The sequence below is a fragment of the Fervidicola ferrireducens genome (assembly GCF_001562425.1).
In the GTDB taxonomy this organism is placed as follows: domain Bacteria; phylum Bacillota; class Thermosediminibacteria; order Thermosediminibacterales; family Thermosediminibacteraceae; genus Fervidicola; species Fervidicola ferrireducens.
On sequence record NZ_LOED01000008.1, the window covers coordinates 25,039 to 44,901 of the forward strand.

General features: G+C 47.8%; 19 protein-coding genes and 1 pseudogene. 16 read left to right on the top strand and 4 right to left on the bottom strand.

The genetic code is table 11. The annotated features are described in order from the left end of the window. Window positions 1-13: 13 nt before the first annotated feature. From namA to AN618_RS04535, 10 genes are all read left to right on the top strand, one after another. Window positions 14-1,036 carry an NADPH dehydrogenase NamA gene (gene namA, locus AN618_RS04490; protein WP_066352598.1) on the top strand — a complete coding sequence of 341 codons (1,023 nt, stop codon included), beginning with the start codon at window positions 14-16 and terminating at the stop codon, window positions 1,034-1,036. Continuing rightward, window positions 1,003-1,674: a DNA-3-methyladenine glycosylase family protein gene (locus AN618_RS04495; protein WP_245628398.1), complete on the top strand. Its 672-nt coding sequence runs from the start codon at window positions 1,003-1,005 to the stop codon at window positions 1,672-1,674. Before namA ends, AN618_RS04495 begins: the two co-directional genes overlap by 34 nt. 66 nt (window positions 1,675-1,740) lie before the next feature. Further along, on the top strand, window positions 1,741-2,748 hold the full coding sequence (gene trpS, locus AN618_RS04500; RefSeq protein ID WP_066352600.1) for a tryptophan--tRNA ligase: 1,008 nt from the start codon (window positions 1,741-1,743) through the stop codon (window positions 2,746-2,748). Between the two features lie 116 nt (window positions 2,749-2,864). Further along, entirely contained in the window at window positions 2,865-3,356 is a 492-nt protein-coding gene (locus AN618_RS04505; RefSeq protein WP_066352603.1) for an ECF transporter S component, read from the top strand. A 317-nt stretch (window positions 3,357-3,673) separates the two neighbouring features. Then, window positions 3,674-4,837, top strand: coding sequence for an ABC transporter substrate-binding protein (locus tag AN618_RS04510; protein WP_066352606.1), 1,164 nt, complete (start codon window positions 3,674-3,676; stop codon window positions 4,835-4,837). 58 nt (window positions 4,838-4,895) lie between these two features. Then, window positions 4,896-5,774, top strand: coding sequence for a branched-chain amino acid ABC transporter permease (locus tag AN618_RS04515; protein ID WP_066352608.1), 879 nt, complete (start codon window positions 4,896-4,898; stop codon window positions 5,772-5,774). An 11-nt stretch (window positions 5,775-5,785) separates the two neighbouring features. Beyond that, window positions 5,786-6,673: a branched-chain amino acid ABC transporter permease gene (locus AN618_RS04520; protein WP_066352612.1), complete on the top strand. Its 888-nt coding sequence runs from the start codon at window positions 5,786-5,788 to the stop codon at window positions 6,671-6,673. Between the two features lies 1 nt (window position 6,674). Next, window positions 6,675-7,451 (top strand): ABC transporter ATP-binding protein, encoded by a 777-nt coding sequence (locus AN618_RS04525; protein ID WP_066352613.1) that lies wholly within the window; start codon window positions 6,675-6,677, stop codon window positions 7,449-7,451. Then, window positions 7,444-8,157, top strand: a complete 714-nt coding sequence (locus AN618_RS04530) for an ABC transporter ATP-binding protein (RefSeq protein ID WP_066352616.1) — start codon at window positions 7,444-7,446, stop codon at window positions 8,155-8,157. The genes AN618_RS04525 and AN618_RS04530 overlap by 8 nt, the downstream gene beginning before the upstream one ends. A 119-nt stretch (window positions 8,158-8,276) precedes the next feature. Further along, entirely contained in the window at window positions 8,277-8,966 is a 690-nt protein-coding gene (locus AN618_RS04535; RefSeq protein ID WP_066352621.1) for a metal-dependent hydrolase, read from the top strand. 137 nt (window positions 8,967-9,103) lie between these two features. Here AN618_RS04535 and AN618_RS04540 read toward each other — a convergent pair whose 3' ends face one another. The 3 genes from AN618_RS04540 to AN618_RS04550 form a co-directional block, all read right to left on the bottom strand. Then, window positions 9,104-10,786: a DUF3794 domain-containing protein gene (locus AN618_RS04540; protein WP_066352623.1), complete on the bottom strand. Its 1,683-nt coding sequence runs from the start codon at window positions 10,784-10,786 to the stop codon at window positions 9,104-9,106. A gap of 262 nt (window positions 10,787-11,048) precedes the next feature. Then, window positions 11,049-11,420, bottom strand: a complete 372-nt coding sequence (locus tag AN618_RS04545; protein WP_066352625.1) for a hypothetical protein — start codon at window positions 11,418-11,420, stop codon at window positions 11,049-11,051. Window positions 11,421-11,439: 19 nt separating this feature from the next. Continuing rightward, entirely contained in the window at window positions 11,440-13,515 is a 2,076-nt protein-coding gene (locus AN618_RS04550; RefSeq protein WP_066352628.1) for a DUF3794 domain-containing protein, read from the bottom strand. A gap of 131 nt (window positions 13,516-13,646) precedes the next feature. Here AN618_RS04550 and AN618_RS04555 point away from each other — a divergent pair, with 131 nt between their 5' ends. The 6 genes and pseudogenes from AN618_RS04555 (at window position 13,647) to AN618_RS04575 (ending at window position 18,476) form a co-directional block, all read left to right on the top strand. Beyond that, on the top strand, window positions 13,647-14,099 hold the full coding sequence (locus AN618_RS04555) for a hypothetical protein (RefSeq protein ID WP_066352636.1): 453 nt from the start codon (window positions 13,647-13,649) through the stop codon (window positions 14,097-14,099). Between the two features lie 63 nt (window positions 14,100-14,162). Next, window positions 14,163-14,942, top strand: coding sequence for a glycosyltransferase (locus AN618_RS04560; RefSeq protein WP_066352639.1), 780 nt, complete (start codon window positions 14,163-14,165; stop codon window positions 14,940-14,942). Further along, entirely contained in the window at window positions 14,911-15,459 is a 549-nt protein-coding gene (locus tag AN618_RS13665) for a glycosyltransferase family protein (RefSeq protein ID WP_245628399.1), read from the top strand. The genes AN618_RS04560 and AN618_RS13665 overlap by 32 nt, the downstream gene beginning before the upstream one ends. 33 nt (window positions 15,460-15,492) lie before the next feature. Continuing rightward, window positions 15,493-16,023 (top strand): annotated as a pseudogene (locus tag AN618_RS13670) (glycosyltransferase family 4 protein); the annotation flags it as partial. A 23-nt stretch (window positions 16,024-16,046) separates the two neighbouring features. Next, a complete protein-coding gene (locus AN618_RS04570) occupies window positions 16,047-16,487 on the top strand; it encodes a hypothetical protein (protein ID WP_157081627.1) in 441 nt (146 codons plus the stop codon). Window positions 16,488-16,568: 81 nt separating this feature from the next. Further along, window positions 16,569-18,476, top strand: a complete 1,908-nt coding sequence (locus AN618_RS04575) for a DUF3794 domain-containing protein (protein ID WP_066352641.1) — start codon at window positions 16,569-16,571, stop codon at window positions 18,474-18,476. Between the two features lie 6 nt (window positions 18,477-18,482). Here the strand turns inward: AN618_RS04575 and AN618_RS04580 are convergent, their stop codons facing one another. Beyond that, a complete protein-coding gene (locus AN618_RS04580; RefSeq protein ID WP_066352643.1) occupies window positions 18,483-19,748 on the bottom strand; it encodes an MFS transporter in 1,266 nt (421 codons plus the stop codon). Window positions 19,749-19,863: the final 115 nt, after the last annotated feature.

Consider the following 19,863-nt stretch of genomic DNA (forward strand, 5'->3'; position numbering starts at 1 on the left):
GGGAGGTAGCAGTATGTCGAAGCTTTTTTCAAAAATAAGGATAAAAGACATGGAAGTGAGAAACCGAATCGTCATGCCGCCGATGTGCATGTACAGCTCCGATGATACAGGCTATCCAAACTCTTGGCATTTTATACATTACGCCACCAGGGCCATCGGCGGGGTTGGCCTGATTATCATGGAGGCCACGGCAGTAGAAAAAAGAGGAAGGATATCCGCAAGGGACCTCGGTATATGGGATGACTCCCATGTAGAAGGGCTCGCGAGAATAGTGGCCGAAGTTAAAAAACACGGCGCTAAAATAGGCGTACAGCTGGCCCACGCTGGAAGAAAATGCACCGCGCCGGACGAAGATTTAATTGCCCCGAGCCCCATAGCCTTCGACGAAACCTATGGCGTACCCCGTGAGATGACAAAAGAGGATATAAAAGAGGTGGTAAGCGCGTTTAAGGCGGGAGCTTATAGGGCTTTAAGTGCGGGATTCGATATAATAGAAATCCACGCTGCTCACGGCTATCTCATAAATGAATTTCTCTCTCCGCTTACAAATAAGCGGACCGATGAGTACGGCGGGAATATCGAAAACAGGGCGAGATTTTTAAAAGAGGTCATAAAGGCGGTAAGGGAAGTGTGGCCCGAGGAAAAACCGCTCATGGTCAGGGTTTCCGCGGAGGAGTACGCCGAAGGCGGGAATCACGACGTGGATTTGGCGCAGATTATAAACCTGGTGAAAGAAGAAGGCGTGGATGTAATCGATGTCAGTTCCGGGGCGGTGGTCCCGGCAAAGATTAACGTATACCCCGGATACCAGGTAAGGTTTGCCGAGACCATTAAAAAGATGACCGGACTTTTTGTCATAGCTGGAGGGCTGATTACCGCGCCCGAAATGGCTGAAGAAATCCTGCAAAACGAGAGGGCTGACATGGTATACTTAGGCAGAGAGCTTCTTAGAAACCCCTACTGGCCCTTGGCTGCGGCGAAGGAACTTGGAGATGATATCAAATGGCCGGAGCAGTACGAAAGGAGCAGGAAATGAGCGGGGTTAAGAAAATTTTGCGATTCCAAAAAAATGACGAGGTGCTGCAGGCACTTTCGAAGGCCGACGAAAAAATTAATTATCTTATTCAGTTGATTGGAGATTATACGTTGGAGCTGGAGAGGGATTTCTTCAAAGCCCTTGTCCAGTCCATTGTGGGACAGCAGCTTTCCATAAAAGCGGCTGAGACTATCTTCGCAAGGCTCGAAAACCTTTGCGGCCAGGTAACACCGGAGAGGATCTTAAGTTTAAGTGAAAACGAACTAAAGAGTGCCGGGCTTTCAAAGAAAAAAATAGAATATATAAAGGACCTATCGGAAAAAGTGATCTCAGGAGCAGTAGACCTTGAAAAATTGGATTCTATGAATGATGAAGAAGTGATTAGGACTCTAGTTCAAGTCAAAGGTATCGGGCGATGGACCGCCGAAATGTTCCTGATTTTTTCGCTGGGAAGACCCGATATTTTTTCACTTCTGGACTTTGGACTGCAGCTAGCCGTAAAAGGGCTCTACGGACTTTCTGATTGGCCGGATAAAAAAACGCTTGATTCTATAAGTCAGCGCTGGAAGCCATACAGAACCGCTGCCTCGCTCTATCTTTGGGAGGCAAAAAACCGGGGCTATATAAATTTGACATAGCTTGTATATTATACCTTTCCATTGTAAAATAAATAAAAAATAAAATACAGGATGGGATGGGGAAATATGACTGGCAAAAAAAGGATATTCAGCGGTGCACAGCCTTCGGGCTCCGTAACCCTGGGAAACTATCTCGGAGCTATAAAAAACTGGGTTGAACTTCAGGATGAATACGATTGCATATACTGCATCGTGGACCTTCATGCGCTTACGGTAAGGCAGGACCCGAAAGTTTTTAGGGAAAGATGCTATTCCTTTTTAGCCCAGTACCTGGCGTGCGGGCTGGACCCGGAGAAAAGCGTAATATATTTCCAGTCCCACGTCAGCGCCCACGCCGAACTGGCGTGGATTTTGAACTGTTACACTTACGTTGGAGAACTGAGTAGGATGACCCAGTTTAAAGAAAAGGCAAAAAAGCACAGGGACAACATAAACGCAGGGCTTTTCACCTATCCCGTGCTGATGGCGGCGGATATCCTGCTTTTCAAGACGGACCTAGTGCCCGTAGGAGAGGACCAAAAACAGCACATCGAGCTCACCCGGGACATCGCCGTCAGGTTCAACAACCTCTATGGAGAAGTGTTTAAAATACCCGAGGCCTACATTCCGAAAGTCGGTGCCAGGATAATGAGCCTGCAGGATCCGACAAAAAAGATGTCAAAGAGCGATGAAAACGAAAACAGCTATATCCTGGTGCTCGATTCCCCCGATTTGATAATGAAAAAATTTAAAAAGGCGGTTACTGATTCCGAAGCCGTCGTGCGTTACGATGAAGTGGCGAAGCCCGGCATAAGCAACCTGATGAACATATACGCGGCCATGACCGGGCGGTCTTTCGAGGAAATCGAGCGGGAGTTTGACGGTCAGGGTTATGGGGCATTTAAAAAAGCCGTGGCCGAAGCCGTCATAGAAGGCTTAAAGCCCATCAGGGAAAAATACGAAGAGCTTATGGCAGATAAGGGTTACCTTGAAAGCGTAATAAAAAACGGAGCTGCTAGGGCGGAAAATATTGCTTCAGAGACCTTAAAAGAGGTGTACGATAGGATAGGACTGGTACCACTGCCCCGCAGATAATTTATTAGAAAAATTTTTAAAACGCCGTTGACTTTTGCGCTTGATGGTGTAAAATGGAATGTGAAGACTTTCTCAACCTGACGCAAGGGTAGTCCTGAGCGAAGGGGGAATTTTTGATGAAAAAAGATACAAGATTTTTAACCAGGACGGCTATTTTACTGGGTATAACGTTGATTGTGCAGTACATGAAAATGCCCCAGCTCCTGACCGGCTCGCTGGTAAACGCAATGCTGATTATCGCCGGGGGAACTGTGGGTACGCTTTCCGGCATAACCATAGGCCTCTTAACTCCTGTTATTGCCTTTTTGGTGGGCATACTCAAGTTCCCGCCGATGGTTCCCTTCATAATGGCGGGAAATGCCCTTTACGTCTACCTTTATTCCACACAAAGGAACGCGATATTAAGGATAGCACTGCCGTCCTTGGCGAAGTACGCCTGGCTTTCGGTTTCGGTCCTCTACATTTTAAAGGGGTTCGGCATAAAAGTGCCGCCGCCGGTCGTCAAGACCTTTACTTTGCCGCAGCTTATCACAGCCCTAATCGGTGCAGCGATAGGCATAGCTGTGACGTCCGTTTTGTGGCGAAGTTTTTCAAATGAGAAAATGTAAATTTATGCAAATTAAAACGAGCCCAGGGGGCTCTTTTTTGTGTACATGATACACATTATACAAAGAGAAGAGGAAATAAAATTCCGTTGACGTCACAGAATGTTATGTTTATAATAAAAGTATCGCGCATTTTGTCGGGAACGGCATAAAGTAGATTAAATATGAATAATAGTTCATATTTATGAATAAGTTACTTTCTCGATCTTAACGGTTAACGAATCCCGCTGTGGGAGGATATCAATTCAAAAGGGAGGCGAAAGAAGAGAGGGTTCGATTATCGAAAAATTTATAATTATAAAAATAAGGGAGGTACGACAATGCTGAAAAAGGTTGCTGTATTAATCCTTTCGGTCCTTCTCATAACAGCTTTTGCCACTGGATGCGGACAAAAGAACCAGGGCGCGGCCGGCGATGTGGTTAAAGTCGGCTGGATAGGCTCTCTCACCGGGGATCAGGCCGTATGGGGCCAGAGCGAACTTAATACTCTAAAGATGCTAGCCGAGGAACTCAACAATTCAGGCGGCCTCCTGGGCAAGAAAATAGAAATTGTGGGATACGACACCCGCGGCGATGCCACTGAAGCCGTAAACGCTGTAAAGAGGCTGATTTCCCAGGATAAGGTAATCGCCATCATAGGTCCCAACACCAGCAGCTCGGCGATGGCCATTTCGGGAATATTGGAAGAGTTTAAGGTGCCCGACATAGCCACCGTTGCCACCAATCCGAAGGTAACGGTTTTGGACGGGAAGGTGAAGCCTTTCAACTTCAGGGTATGCTTTATAGACCCGTATCAGGGTGCCGTTGCAGCCGGTTACGCCTACGATGTATTGGGATTTAAGAAAGCGGCAGTCCTTTACGATGTAACAGATGAGTACTCCCAGGGTCTTGCCGAGTTCTTCATAAAGACCTTCGAGGAAAAGGGCGGAAAGATAGTGGCAAAGGAAGCCTTCAAGAGCGGAGATACCGATTTCAGACCGCAGCTTTCAAAAATCAAAGCCGCCAACCCTGACGTAATCTTCATGCCTTACTTCTTCAAGGAGGTGGCCCTCAGCGCAAAGCAGGCCAGGGACCTCGGCATAAATAGCGTGCTGATGGGCGGCGACGGATGGCCTTCGGATACATTGCTTGAAATGGCGGCCGACGCTGTCGAAGGGAGCTACTTTGTAAACCACCTGGATTTCGACGACCCTGCAGTGCAGGAATTTAAACAGAAGTACAAGGCAAAGTACGGCAAAATGCCCGAGCTAAACGGATACCTCGCCCATGACGCTTTCTTCATGCTGGTGGATGCCATAAAGCGCGCCAACAGCTTCGACCCGGTGGCCATAAGGGATGCATTAGAGACGGTGGATATCCAGGGTATTACCGGCAGGATAAAGATAGGTAAGGATACCCACAATCCCGAAGGGAAGGAAGCAGCCATAATCAAAATAGAAGGCGGCAAGTACAAGTTCCAGCAGAAGTACGCTGTAACTGAGTAAAAAAAATAGGGGTCCTGCGCTTTTTTGGCGCAGGACCACCGCAAATAAGGGGGATTCTATGAACCAGATTTTGCAACAGCTGATTAACGGCCTTTCAATAGGCAGTGTATACGCCCTCATGGCGGTGGGTTATTCGTTGGTCTACAGCATTATGAATTTCAGCAATTTCGCCCATGGCGGGGTGATAATGCTGGGGGCGTATTTCGGCTTTTTCTTCGTGACCCTTTACGGGATGCCGTTTTGGGTGGCTTTTTTAGGGGCCGGGGTATGTTCCATGCTCGTTGCGGTGCTGGTGGAGCGGGTGGCCTATAAACCTCTAAGGGCAAGGAATGCGCCCTTTTTATATTTCATGATTTCCGCGATGGGGGCTTCGATGTTCATGGAAAACTTTGTGATAGCCACCATCGGCCCGACCTTCCGGACCTATCCCCAGATTTTTCCATCACAGCCCTTTAATCTGGGCGGGATATACGTGGGACGACTCGATATGGTGATGTTCCTTATTTCCTGCACCAGCCTCATGGCTCTGGTCTATTTTATCGAGTTTACCAAACTGGGCAAGGCCATCCAGGCCACCGCCTTCAATCCGAGGGCTAGTGCCCTAATGGGAATAAACACCGATTTTGTAATAATTGTGGTTTTCGCTCTTGGCGGGTTTCTAGCAGGGATTGCCGGCGTACTTTTCGGCATGAAATACACCGTTTACCCCCAGATAGGCTCGATAACGATAAAATCGTTCATAGCAGCAGTTTTCGGCGGGCTCGGCAGCCTCACGGGAGCGGTGATAGGCTCCTTCATCCTGGGCATACTTGAGACGCTGGTGTCGGGCTATATGATGTCCCAGTACAGGGATCTGATATCTTTCAGCCTGCTGATACTAATCCTGGTCTTCAAACCCATGGGCCTCATGGGTAAATCCTCCGAAGAGAAGGCGTAAGGAGGGATTGTATGGACTGGTTTTATATCGAAGGAGTGCTGATTCTCGCTGGAATAAACATCATAGCGGTTTTGGGCCTTTCCCTCCTAACCGGCTTTACGGGACTTTTTTCCTTCGGCCATGCAGGCTTCATGGCCGTCGGAGCCTATACTTCCGTATACTTCGGAGAAAGGATGGGGCTGCCCTTTCTGGTTGCCATCATCGCCGGGGGCCTATCAGCGGGCCTCATGAGCCTTTTCATAGGCAGGCTGACACTCAAACTAAAAGGCGACTACTTTTGCATTGCAACTTTGGGATTTGGAGAGGCCATACGCCTATTGCTAGATAACCTTCAGGTATTCGGCGGAGCCAGGGGCTGGCCGGGAATACCCCCGAAGGTGGACCTGACGACGGTAGTTATATTTAGTTTGCTCGGAATCATATTTTTGGTATTTTTGATAAATTCCAGACACGGCCGCGCGATGATAGCGGTAAGGGAAGAGGAACTGGCTGCGAAGGTTATGGGGATTGACGTCTACAGGTATAAGGTTATTTCCCTTTTTATCAGCGCCGTATATGCCGGCGTGGCGGGAGGGCTTCTGGGTTATTACCTGACCTTCCTCCAGCCCAAGCTGTTCGGCTTGCAAAAGTCCACCGAGTACACCATAATGGTCATATTCGGCGGTATCGGAAGCATTTCGGGTAGCGTGCTTGCTGCCTTCCTTTTAACGGTGCTGCCCGAAATCCTGAGGTCCTTTGCAGTGTGGAGATTCGTGATATACGGCGCTGCCGTGATATTCATAATGATAGCAAGGCCGCAAGGTCTTATGGGCGGTAAGGAGATAACGCTGAAAGGCGTAACTTCGATTTTGGGAATTCCGGGCAAAAATAGAAGGACTGCCCGAAGCGGGGAGGTATAGGATGGAACTATTAAGAATTGAAAACCTTACCAAAACCTTTGGAGGCCTTACCGCCGTGAAAGATGTGAGCTTTGCCGTCAGAGAAGGGTCCATATCGGGGCTCATAGGACCGAATGGTGCGGGCAAGACGACCGTTTTCAACCTTATAACGGGAATTTACAAGGTTACAAGCGGCTCCATATATTTTCAGAATACCCCAATCCATGACAAAGAGCCCCACGTAATTGCCAGAATGGGAATTACAAGGACCTTTCAGAACATCAGACTCTTCAAAAACCTTACAGTTTACCAGAACGTGTTGACCGCCTGCCATAACAACGCCGATTACGGCATATTTGACGCAGCTTTGAGGCTAAAAAAGTTCTGGCGGCAAGAAAGGGAACTAAAAGAATTTACCGAGCGGCTGCTGGAGCTCATGGAGCTTTCCGACTGGAAGGACAAGGTGGCCAATTCCCTTCCGTACGGACTCCAGCGGAGGCTGGAAATCGCAAGGGCCCTGGCGCTGAAGCCCAAGCTACTATTACTGGATGAGCCCGCTGCGGGCATGAACCCCGACGAAACGCTGCAGCTCATGAACCTCATCCGGAGGATAAGGGACGAGTTCAGCTGCACCATACTCGTCATAGAGCACCACATGGACTTGATAATGGGGATCTGCGAAAACATCGTAGTGCTCAACTTCGGCGAGAAACTGGCGGAAGGGCCTCCGGAAAAAATACAACAGGACCCGAAAGTGATAGAGGCGTACCTGGGCGAAGGGGGAATGCCGGTTGCTTGAAATCAAAGGCCTACACGTATATTACGGCGGCATACACGCCCTTAAAGGCGTCAGCATATCAGTGGAAAAGGGTGAAATAGTCACAATAATAGGCGCAAACGGTGCGGGAAAATCCACGCTTTTGAACGCAATATCGGGAATCGTCAAGTACAGGGAAGGAAGTATATCGTTTAAGGGAGAACCACTCCCAAAATTGCCACACCTCATCGTCAAGAGGGGTATCGTCCAGGTGCCCGAGGGAAGGTTGATTTTCGCAAATCTTACGGTGAAGGACAATCTCATGCTGGGTGCCTACCTGAGGAATAACGTTGAAGGGATAAAGCGCGACCTGGAAATGGTGTACGAACTCTTTCCCCGCCTTAAAGAAAGGGAAAAGCAGATGGCGGGGACTCTCTCGGGCGGGGAACAGCAGATGCTGGCTATAGGGCGGGGACTCATGAGCAATCCGGAACTTGTGCTCCTGGATGAGCCTTCTTTAGGTCTTGCGCCCATGATGGTGGAGACCATTTTCAGGGTTATAAAGGACATCAAGAGCATGGGCAAGACCATCCTGTTGGTGGAGCAAAACGCCTACAAAGCCCTGGCCACCGCAGACAGAGCGTATGTGCTCGAACAGGGCAGGATAGTAAAAAGCGGCAGGGCTCAGGACCTCCTCAATGATCCGGCAATAAAGGAATCATACCTTGGAGTGAATAATCGCAGTTAAAGCGAAAGCCCTCTTTTGAGGGCTTTATGTATTACTATATTTTCTGAAGATTAAATTGACTAATTTCCAATTCTGATATAAATTGTTGACAGAAACTTATTTGTAAAGGAGGTAAACCTATGGTTTCTGTTACCTTTCACGGTCATGCGTGCTTTACAATAAGCTCTTCTAAGTTCAATCTCATCATAGACCCGTGGCTTAAGGATAACCCTCTTTCCGATATTAAGCCCGAACAGGTGAAGGCAGACTACATACTCGTGACCCACGGCCACGGAGACCACCTGGGGGATGCTTTGGAAATAGCAAAGGAAAGTGGCGCCACCATAATCGCACCCTACGAGCTTGCAGTCTACTGCCAGTTGAAAGGTGCTAAGGTCCACCCAATGCACATAGGCGGAGATTATACCTTTGATTTCGGCTGGCTGCAGCTTACCCCGGCGATGCACGGCTCCGGCGGAGTTTTCGGCGAGCAGATCGTCTACCTCGGGAACCCCTGTGGATTTCTCCTAGAGATCGAGGGCAAGACCTTATACCATGCAGGGGATACCGGCCTTTTCGGGGACATGAAGCTCATAGGGGAAAAGGTTTCGCTGGACGTTGCGATGCTGCCCATCGGTGGAAATTTCGTCATGGGGATAGACGACGCCGTGAAGGCCGTGGAGTTTTTAAAGCCGAGGACGGTTATCCCCATGCACTACAACACTTTCGACGTAATAAAAAAGGATCCGCAGGAATTTAAAGAAAAGGTGGAGGAAAAAATCGGCGCTAGAGTCGTCATACTCGAACCGGGCGAGACGATTACCCTTTAAATACAGCGGCGAATGGCCTACGGGCCAATGAATAAGGCCCTGGGCAATGTCTACTTGCAGTCCCAGGGCCTGATGAGCGGTGAACCGTCGGATGCAGACCTGCGTGTCCGGTGGTGTGTGTGAGAAGACGAATATTTTTATATTGACGGTATCTCACCTAATCTCACGGTTGATGTCACCAAGATATCGACTTTTAGAACCACTTTCTGCAAGAGCTGCGTCTCGCTCAGCAGCTCAGGTATAACGCTTTCAATGGTGGGGACTGAGGTGCAGTTCATGCCCGGAGCGGCACCTGTTAAGTCCACGAAAAAGCTGAAATTTACGTCTTCTCCCTGTTCATATTCGATGTTGTCGGTGCCGATGTAAAAGATCTGCTTGTGGATGGTACCCTGGATAATGACTTTATTGGTGATTACCTGGCAAGAAATATCAGTTACGGTAGCATCAATATTTCTTATCTTCTGGGTAGGCCTTTCCATTGTAACGATATCCTGGAGGAGCGTTTGCCCGGTAGCCTCGCCTACGACTTCCTCCACCAATATGGTCTTACCAGTGATGGGGAGTAAATTGAGCTTTGTATTTTGCGTCACTGTTACGGAAAATTGGATTACCACCTTTTGCTGCAGTGTGGTCTCATTTTCTAGAGTATAGTTTATGCTTTCTATAACGGGTTGGACCTGCACGTTCATCCCCGGTGCGGCTCCGGTGGTATCTACAAAAAGACTGAAGGGCACGTCTTCCGCCTGGTGGTACTCTACATTATCGGTGCCTACATAGAATATCTGCTTGTGGAGCACTCCCTGAATTACTACCTTGTCGGTAATGACATCAGTAGTTATATCCTTTACCGTTGCTGTGATTTCATCCACTTTTTGAGCGGGATTGGTAAGCTGAACCGTAGTTTCCACTATGAGCTGCTGGGAGCCCTGCCCTGCCACCTGTGGCACATAATATAGCGGAGTTCCGACGCCCGGTAGTACATTAAGTACTTGAGTATCAGTCACCACGGCATTAAACACCAGTATTACTTTCTGGTGTAAAGTGTTCTGGTCCAAAAGAGTGTAAGCGATGTGTTCTATCGTTGGAGTCACAGTTACGTTCATGCCCGGTGCGGCTCCAGAGATATCCATGAAGTAGCTAACTGGAATGATCTCTGTCTGATGGTGGATCACAGCATCGGTACCCACATAAAATATCTGTTTGTGAAGCATCCCCTGGATGATCACCTTATCCTGGATAACTTCCGTCCTTAAGTCATCAACTCGAGCCCTGATTTCCCGAACCTTAACCGCAGGGTTTGCCAGGGTTACAGTGGATTCAACCATTTTCTGGATGGAACCTTCCCCGACCAAAACGGGGACTTGAATCAATGGATCCATTATATCCTCCCCTTTTTGTTTTTTTTCAAAAATATCAGTTAACCCCTTTTCCTCTTCCTGTTGGATTTCGTTATCTTCTATTGGTTCCCGATAGTATTCCTCCCCTTCGGAATCCTCCTCATCCTCTCTTTTAACTTCCTGCCCTCTTTCGCAAGCTGCCTGTATTTCACTTTTCCCTTCCAGCGTTTGATCCTGTTTTTCCTGACCCTTCTCCTCCAGTTTTTCGGTTGTCACATGGCTACAGACCCCCTCTTTGTTGCTTCTGCAGACTTCCATTATGGACTCAGCATCATTTGTCTTATCGGTTTCTTGTTGGGCGAAAAACGATTTTTCTGTGTTGTTCGGGGCTCTTAATCGGTCTTTCATACGCAGTCTTACGATAAAAAGAGAGCAGGCCACAATAACGACAATTATTGCGGCGAATGCAATTAGTTCGGCCATTATCTCTCCTCCTCTATAATATGGCGTCATGCCTTTTGTTGTTACACCCGTTGCTATTTTTTTGTGCCAAGAGGATTTCATAAAATGTTTTTATTTTAATTTTTTAATTTTATAGTATGAGTGATTTTTTTCAGAGGTTACCTACAACTTTTGCTGCGGGATGACAATCTGCAGGGTCCGTAGGTTCTCCGGACAAAAAAATAAAAAAAAGAGGTTTTTGCCTCTTTCCCTTTTCCGTAAGATTTTTCCTTATCTTTTCCTACTATCCCTTGCTTGCCAACTTTTTTAAAATCGGTGATAAGATTTTGTATATAGGATCAATGATCTGGCTTATCCTGCTACATGCCACAGCCTTTTCGCTGTTGGATACTACCGGCATTCCGGTTTCCTGTTTTGAGCTTGAAGCCGGTTTCAAAGGTCCACTTGGGAGTTTCACCACATCCTTTATATACGGCTTTTTACGGTAGTAGGCTTTTACCGAAAGGTCGCTACCCAGGATTACCTGGTACTCTCCGTCAGGTAGCCTGCAAAGCGCATTTGCGCCGTTGGGCCCAAGCTGCACGTCGATCACTTCCACTTCAACTTGCGAAAAATCCTTAAAGAAAGCCGCTATCTTTCCGGCAATGTCCTGCATCAATGTTTCCCTCCCTGCCTTACAACGTTTTTAGATAATAATTTTTAATAGATATCTCAAACTCACCTTCCAGCATCTCACCTCCAGCTACCAGGACGACCTTTTTAGGCCTCGCCGATAAGCTTACCCTGCTTGTGTCCAAACCTTCTTTGCCCTTAATGAAGAACTTAAATTCCAGCTCGTCGATGTCATGATGGACAAGGTGATCCCTGCCCACATAAGCCGCATTTACCCGGAGTTTGCCCCCTATCCAAAAACCTGCTTCATCCACTTCTACCCATTTTTCTGTCACCTCAGGGAATATGTCTTTCGCAAAGAGTGCTGGTGCTGTAAGGGGCATTATATAGGAAAGGCGGCGCAGCCTCTCTTCCACATAAACCTGCCGGTACCGCCGGTTTTGGAGGACCGTAGGACCGGTCACAAGATAGAGGTCCTGCTGGCAGGTTGCCTCAATGTCAAAGCTCAATAAAAAAATAGTGTCTAACCTGGTAAGGGTTTTAATTTCCGTAGAAACCTCTGATATCCTGGCATCTACCCGGACGTGCATATCCTTTCGGCCGCCTTTCACGTCCCCCAGCACGCCGAAAGGAAATAGATTTTTTTGGCAGCGAATGATACCGTCGACTCCCGCATAATAAATGTGAACTGACAGCCCGCCCTGGATCAAAAATCTGTAGTCCAGGACTGTTACATTTAAGTTTTCTACCTCGCCCTTTATGTCCTCTACAAGCTTTACTGGATAATCTAGGATTATCTCATTTTTTTCGATAAGTTCGATGGTTTTTGCCTCCAGGATCTTTTCAACCCGGAAAAGTTCCCTTTCTATACCTTCGCGGGGAATGATATCCACCACAACAGGGGTGGCTCTGCGGCAAACTGCTGTATATTCTATTTCCACGAGTGACGTTATCTTTATACTGCCATCTTTTAAAACCCCCGAGAGGTGAAGTATTCTGGGTTTCAGTTCGTACGACACCTGCGTTTGTACGGTTCCTACCGGGTGGCTCCTGCTGAAGTTTATTTCAATATACCGGTACGCCGAAAGAAGGTTTTCATCTATGTAAAAAACTTCAACGCCAATCGCACCCTGAGCTACCAGCAGTCCCCCGTTCACCTCGTAAGAAACCCTTTCCACCCTTCCATACAAATCCACCAGGTTCTTTCCCTTTAAGGGATAACTTTCCGCGACAAAAAAAGAAAACGCTCCCTCGTCCAACACTTCTTTTAACTGCAGCTCTTCTTTTACTGTCTGATACCCCTCGTGTTTGAAATCGGTTACCACCTGGCTTTCCTCTTTTTTCAACACCTTTACATCCAGCCGCAAGACCATCATAATGCCGTAATTCCCTGCCTTATGAGACGGCCGAAAGTGAACTTCCGAAAAAGCAGCCGTCACCCTGGCAAGGTGTTCCGGCTCCGCTTCGTTGCACGAAATCACCCTTTCAAGAGGGACTGCTACCTGGCTGTGTCTTTCTAAGCCAGAGCCATCTACATAAAAAACGTCCGCAGAAATCTCGCCTTCTACGGCTACAAGACCTTTGAATACTTTTGTTTCTACCTTGGCCAAATGGGGCTTTACGGTTATAATCCTCCGGCAATCGGGTTTTTCAAAAAAAAACCTTATACCGGCCACATCCTTTTCTTCCTTAATAACCCGGAAGGTTGCTATCCTCTCTGTTTTTGCTTCCAGAGTCTTTGCAAAAACAGCGGGCCTTTCGATTACGGCTTCAAGATTGAAGTTCAATAAAAAATCCACGGAAAGAGTATCTTCGGCCAAATGATAATTATGAGTTTCCGGGGTGCAGTCGATTCGCACTTCCATCCCGTCGAGGACTTTTTCCGGGCAAAAAACGTACCTGACCGGCTGCAGGACTTCAATATAGCGGAGGGTACCTTCCCTGCTCAGAAAATACACTCCCGCCGTAAGGGTTGCGGAAAATATTACCGCACCTTTTTGAATACGGTGGTCTACATCCTGAACTCTCGGCACAACACCGGTTACTTTCACGGGGTAAGGTTTCAGCTTTATATCCTGCTTCAATTCCTTTGTATAAACCTTCTGCCACAGGATTTCTTCAGTTCTGAAGAGTTTCACGGCTACCCCCTCCACTTATAATCTTTATGAAAAAAATTCCCCTTTTATGAAAAATAAGGCCCGGGAAATGTTCAGGTTCCTGTAACAGTTTTAAATTTCACTGAATATGATTTCAACAGGAGGTGAAAGAAATGGCTCTTACCTTTACCGCCAGTTCAACCGGAAGCACGCTGCAAACTGCCAACGTGTCCATCGTGGTATCGCCGACCAGCGGTGTGCTTTCCGCTACGAATATGCTGCCCAGGGATACCGTAACCGCTGTAATCAACGTCTCGAATACCGGAGATGTAGATGAATACTATTTTGTGACAGCTGACTGGAAACCTTCGGGTTCCACAACCGCATCGCTCGCGGCATTGCTGGCCGATAATTTAAACGTCAGCGTTTCCGCCAGCCCCGGCTCCACCATATACACCGGTAAGCTCAGCGGTTTGATAGACCAGCCTGCAAGTCCCGGCCACGCCCTGGCCCTCAGCACCGGAAACCAAGATGTGACTTTTACTTTTCACCTGCCGAGCACCGTGGGCAATGCGGTTCAAAATATAGATATCACGCTGGACTTCGTATTTGTGGCCACAGCATAAACTCAACCTAGTGAGAAAATAGGGCCTTCCGAAAGGAAGGCTCTATTACAAGGAGAGATCATCATGAGGAAAAAGAGCGGGAATCGCATAGTGGCGATGATGCCCGTAAAAAATGAATCCGGCCGCTATCTGTCCCGGGTTCTGGAACACCTTTCGCTCTGGGTCGATAAAATCGTGGTAATCGATGACGCCTCCGAGGATGATACGTATGAAGTTGTAAAGAGCTTCGATAAAGTTATAGCTTACAGGAACGAACGGCCACTTTTCCTCGGAAATGAAGCGGCACTGCGATCAAAGCTCTGGGACCTTACGGTAGAGCAGAATCCCGACTGGATAGTCGCCCTCGATGCCGATGAGATGTTCGAAGATAGAATTATTGATGAGGCGGAATTTCTCATAAACCAGGACTATTATGATGCCGTATACTTCAGAGTATTTGATTTCTGGGCGTCCAATACCCATTACAGAATCGACGGCGGTTGGAATCCATGGGTTAAATTCCAGCCTTTCCTGGTGCGTTATAACCCGAACCTCAATTACATTTGGCCCCAAAGGGAAATCCACTGCGGTCGCTTTCCAAGTCCATGCCAGGATTTTATACCCTATTATTCTGACATAAGGCTCAAGCATTTCGGTTGGGCCGATGAAAAAGAACACCACAAAAAGTACCTTTTTTACCGAGAGAAAGATTTAAAGCTTCACGGCAAGGTCCTTCCCCACACCCAGAGCATTATAATATCACCGAAGCTAAACGATCTGGAAGAATGGCGTGACTCAAAGCGGCTTTATTTCCTGAAGGAGGGGATGCTGGATGGGAAAGAAAGTCGGGATATTGACCACTAATTTTTTCAGCCCCGATGGGACGAGAATGGTATACGGCGGAGCTGAACGCTACGGACTGGAACTTACAAAGCTCCTTTTGGAACTGGGTTATGAAGTAGTGTGGTGGCAGATAGGAAGCGGGTGGGAAAAAGAGATACTGCCGGGTGTCAAAATATACACAATCCCGGAGACGAAAAATGAGTTCATGACATTTCCCAATGTCAATCAGCATTTTTACGAACAGGCGGTTGAAATGGATTACGCCATCTATTTTGTCACCTTCCTGGCGTACCCCCAGGCTTTGGAAAAAAGCATATCCATTTCCCACGGCATATTCTGGGATTTTCCCGGCTTTGACCGTCAACTTGCTACCGAAGCTGACCGCAAAGAGTGGCTCCGGCGGCTTCACATAGCCTTGAGTGGGGTGCAAAAGGTGGTATCGGTGGATACTAATACCATAAATTGGATAAACGCCACATGGCCGGGGCTTTATCACAAATTAGAATACATTCCTAATTTTGTGGATCTGGGAAATTGAAGACCTCGGGTAGAACATCCGGGCAAGGTAAGAGTCATATTTCCACGGCGCCTCACTTCGGTGCGGGGTGTAAACGAAGCGGCCAGGGCCGCGAAAGTATTGACAGCAAAATACCCTGGTAAGGTGGAATTTCATTTCGTAGGGAGAGGGCACTCAGACCAGCTGGAGGCCGAAGCATTGAAATGGGCATCGGAAAATGAAAACATATATTATTACTGGCAGCCGCCCCATATGATGCAGGAGATTTTTCGCCACATGGACATAGCTATAATACCCACTAAAGCGGCGGAAGGAACCTCTCTTTCCTGCTTGGAAGCCATGGCCGCCGGCTGCGCCGTGATAGCCTCACCCGTCGGCGGGCTCACGGATATTGTTATAGACGGCTATAACGGGTTGCTGGTAAAGCCCACATCAAATAATCTGATAGAAGCCCTGGATTACTTAATATGTAATGAGGATGAAAGGAGAAGGCTTGGAGAAAACGCCGCGAAGGTGGCCGAAGCCTTCAGTTTAACGCGCTGGAAAGAAAAATGGCAAAAAGTGATTTCCGAAGTTTTTCGCTAGGAAGTGGTAATGTGTACACCCATGTGGCAAAATGCACTGGGAATTTTATAAGAGTTCCACCAGCTCCTGAACCTCTGGAAGTCCGGCTTCCGGTCGTTGTAGCAAAAAAAGAGGCCTCATTTCTTTTTGCGCAAGAAAAAAACCTGCCGGAAATTCCCGAGGGTATAAAGAAGATCGAAACATCTCTTCAGAGCTCTAAATTTGTTGTTATAAAAGGTTATGTTATCTTCGAAATAACGGCCTCTCAGGACGTTTATTATATTTTCAGGGATATGGTAAAGCTTTTCACAGCTCCTTGCTTTTTCACAGGCAGCGTTCCAGTCCCCGAAGCAAGGGAAGGAATGGAGGTCATCCCCCGGATTTCCGTAGGGATTTATTACACTAACTCTGGAGCCAGGATTTCGGAGCAGGTGCTGATAAGTATAGGGCTGCAGTGCATCGAATACCGCAATGTCTTTATTTGATGAGCAATTGGATGGAATATGACAGTTGGTAAGTCCGCTGAATATAATAAATTAACAGGTTATATAAGAGGGGGGTGCAGCATGGCTTTAGGATCAGCCCTTTTTTTGACCAGAGAGCTACCGGTGGTCGCCAGGAAGATTAAAAAGGTCACCGGAAGAATAAACGCCCTGAATTATATAATGCTGACTGATAAAATAATCGTTCAGGGCGTATTTCACAAACAGGTGTTTTTTGTCGGAACCGATGACATCGTCCACCACCTATCTGGAGACATACCTTTTAAGACCATGCTCTATGTCCCCGGTGCAAGGCCCGGCATGACCGCTAGTATTTCTGCTGAGGTAGAGAAAATAAGGACCACGCTTTCGCCCGGCGGTGATAGCGTTCTTACCGAGGCCATTGTAAAAGTAGCGACTACGGTGGAAGATGTAGCTTTTGTAAACCTGGCACCTGGCACCGATGAGACGATACTGGCAGAATTGGCGATTGGTGAAGGTTCGGCCCAGGTGCTGGTGGAAGACACCTTTATCTTGGAGAATCCGGCCCAGAAGATAACCGAAGTGAATTCTGAAGTTGTTATGCAAAATACAGAATTGATCGAAGGTAAAGTTCTGGTTCAGGCGGTTCTCCACCACCAGGTGTATTACGTGGGAGAAGATGACGTGTCCTATTACCAGGCCTTTGACATGCCCGTGAGCGAAATTGTAAACGTACCCGGCATTCAGCCAGGAATGAAGGCCTACGTGGAGCCGGTTGTTGAGATGAGTGAAGCCTATTTGGTTTCTTCTCGGGAACTTTTTTTGAAAGCGGTAGTTGGCTGGAATGTGGTGGTAGTAAATGAAACCCTTACAGATATAGGAGTTTCAACGTCAGACCCAAATTACAGGGTAAATGTATTGGTAGGTCAGCCGGTTACTCACCAGCACATGGTGGAGTCCAGGGTTTTGCTGGAAAATGAGGCGTCGAAAGTCAGAGAAATAAGTGCCACTGTCAGCGAGTTATCTGCAGTGCTTGTGCCGGACAAGGTGATAATCCAGGGGGTGCTGCACAAGCAAATTTATTACGTGGGAATCGATGAAGTAAATCGTCACCAGGCTGAAGATGTACCTTTTTCTACTTTCGTGGATTACGAAGGCGCCATGCCAGGACAAGTGGCCAGAGTGAACGCTGGGGTAGAATACTCCGCGTTTACGCTTTTAAGCCCCAGGGAGGTTTTACAAAAAAATATAATTGCCTTTAACGTGATGATACTGGAACCCCGGAATCTGCCCGTGATACTGGGGGCGGGCCCGGTGGTGCGGATTCCCAGGATTGTAGAAGAGACGACAGGCCAGGTTGTGGTAAGCGATACGGAGCCAACGGTAGTGGAAGGGCTTACCGTCACAAAAGCACCGATTGTAGTATCCGAAGAACAAGCAGGGTCAAGACAAACCCAGGTAATTCATACCGTTGATGTATTTCCACTGGCCATTGGCCTCGGCGAAACTCGATGTGAGGTCAAAAACGTAAGGGTAACGCCGCTGGAAAACCAGGTGTTGGTGGAAGGTGATGTAAGCTGTGACATTTCGTATATAGGCCCTGATGATGTGGTCTATCACATTAGAGTCGATGACAGGTTTTCGGTCTTGGTGCCCCTCGAAGGATGTTTGCCTTCGCATGTGGTAGAAGCCAGTGCGGAAATTGAACATGCGGACTTTGAAATATTGCCCGGGGGAAATCAAATAAGGTTGACTATAACCTTAAGGGCGACAGCGCGCTGCATAAAGGAAGAGACGGTGTACGTGGTCACCGACGTAACGGGCCCCGGCGTGACAACTGATAAGCTCTTGGTTAGGGTTAAGGTTCCCTCCGGGGAAACCGTCGATCTTTACGTGGTTACGGAGATCTACGGCGCCGGTATTACCGTCACAAAGAAAACTTTCATTTTATATGTAGTGGGTGAAGGTCCAAGACCGGTGGATATAGTCGTGGATGTGTCTAGAAATTGAGATTTGCTATGCGGCCAGCTCTCTCAGGGAGCGGGCTGCGACCACCGACGAAAACACCAGTACCGCCGTTATGACGAACAGGTGGACGTAGGACAGAAATTGGATGATGACCCCGCCGAGGAGCGGCAAAAAGGTGGTGGGGGCTGTAAGGGTGTTTAGAAGGCCTATGTAAAGGGGCCTTTTTTCTTCCGGAGCTATTTTTAAGAGGTAGTTGAAGATTCCGACCCACACTCCGCTGTAAGTGGCTCCTACGAGGGTGAATATGAGGGCGTAAAGCCAAAAAAACGGCAAACGCATCCTGTAAAGGAAAAAGCATATCAACGCCAGAACCGGCTGAAGGGCAGTAAGTTCCGCGGTAAAAATGACGACCTTCCTGCTTCCGTATAAATCGATGGCCTTTCCGAAAAATATGCCGGCCAGTATGGAGCCGAGCATCTGTGCCGAAACGAAAATGCCTATGTTTTCCTGGGGAACGCTCAAAACCTCCCGGGCAAATACGGCGTAAAACGGCAGCGGCAGAAAAAACGACCTCAAGAGAGTGTTTACGATTATAATAAGTCGAAAACTGCCATCCTCTTTGAGAATTCTCGGAATTCCCATAAGGTATTTTACCAGACTTTCGTATCGGCGGGGAGTTCCATCTTCCACTTCCTTGAGCCTGAGGAAGGACAAAAAGGATAGAGTGGAAAATATAAACCCCAGGAAGAATATGATGGTGTAGTTGTAAGGGAAGGCTAGGGTTTTAAGGCCGAGAACTGCCTTTACAACAAATCCCGCCGCAAATGCCAGGAGTCCCCCTAAGGCCTGAGTCTTGGCATAATAGGCTCCCCTGCGCTCCTGGGGGATGGATTTGGCAAAAAGGTCTATCCAGGGCACCCCGCTTACGCCGTCGGAGAAGGAAAGGATTACGAAAAAAGTATAAAAGAGAAAAAGGGAAAGTACGGGATTTTTGCCCGCGATTAAGGACGAGAGAACCATCATGCCGGCGGATATCCTCAAAAGTCCCCCGGCCAGCACCACGAGAGGTTTTTTTCGAGGCAAAGCTTCGGCTAACCGGGCGACCAAAAGTTGTGGCAGGAACCACCCGCAGTTTCTTATGGTCGTGGTAAGGCCTATCAGCACCGGCGAGCTGGTAAGGTTGCTCACAAAGGATGACACCACCGTGCCGGGCTCCAAAAAGCCATTGGATGCCGCAAAAAATATGGCATCATAGCTCAAGGCGTTGAAGTTGGTATAAAAGTCCTTTTCTTGTAAAGTTTTTTGATTTTCCACGCGATACCCTCCATTCATAAATTCTTTATGTTCGACAAAGACGCTCGCATTCCTTTTTTTATAAAGAAAAAATTTTGATGGAGGGAGGAATTGCAGGAGTCTGTATAGAACATAT

Coding starts and splice junctions, on each gene's coding strand:
- AN618_RS04560 (WP_066352639.1), top strand. CDS start 14,163: ATGAGGAAAAAGAGCGGGAATCGCATAGTGGCGATGATGCCCGTAAAA.
- AN618_RS04495 (WP_245628398.1), top strand. CDS start 1,003: ATGGCCGGAGCAGTACGAAAGGAGCAGGAAATGAGCGGGGTTAAGAAA.
- AN618_RS04505 (WP_066352603.1), top strand. CDS start 2,865: ATGAAAAAAGATACAAGATTTTTAACCAGGACGGCTATTTTACTGGGT.
- AN618_RS04510 (WP_066352606.1), top strand. CDS start 3,674: ATGCTGAAAAAGGTTGCTGTATTAATCCTTTCGGTCCTTCTCATAACA.
- AN618_RS13665 (WP_245628399.1), top strand. CDS start 14,911: ATGGGAAAGAAAGTCGGGATATTGACCACTAATTTTTTCAGCCCCGAT.
- namA (WP_066352598.1), top strand. CDS start 14: ATGTCGAAGCTTTTTTCAAAAATAAGGATAAAAGACATGGAAGTGAGA.
- AN618_RS04545 (WP_066352625.1), bottom strand. CDS start 11,420: ATGCAGGACATTGCCGGAAAGATAGCGGCTTTCTTTAAGGATTTTTCG.
- trpS (WP_066352600.1), top strand. CDS start 1,741: ATGACTGGCAAAAAAAGGATATTCAGCGGTGCACAGCCTTCGGGCTCC.
- AN618_RS04515 (WP_066352608.1), top strand. CDS start 4,896: ATGAACCAGATTTTGCAACAGCTGATTAACGGCCTTTCAATAGGCAGT.
- AN618_RS04575 (WP_066352641.1), top strand. CDS start 16,569: ATGGCTTTAGGATCAGCCCTTTTTTTGACCAGAGAGCTACCGGTGGTC.
- AN618_RS04535 (WP_066352621.1), top strand. CDS start 8,277: ATGGTTTCTGTTACCTTTCACGGTCATGCGTGCTTTACAATAAGCTCT.
- AN618_RS04525 (WP_066352613.1), top strand. CDS start 6,675: ATGGAACTATTAAGAATTGAAAACCTTACCAAAACCTTTGGAGGCCTT.
- AN618_RS04520 (WP_066352612.1), top strand. CDS start 5,786: ATGGACTGGTTTTATATCGAAGGAGTGCTGATTCTCGCTGGAATAAAC.
- AN618_RS04540 (WP_066352623.1), bottom strand. CDS start 10,786: ATGGCCGAACTAATTGCATTCGCCGCAATAATTGTCGTTATTGTGGCC.
- AN618_RS04555 (WP_066352636.1), top strand. CDS start 13,647: ATGGCTCTTACCTTTACCGCCAGTTCAACCGGAAGCACGCTGCAAACT.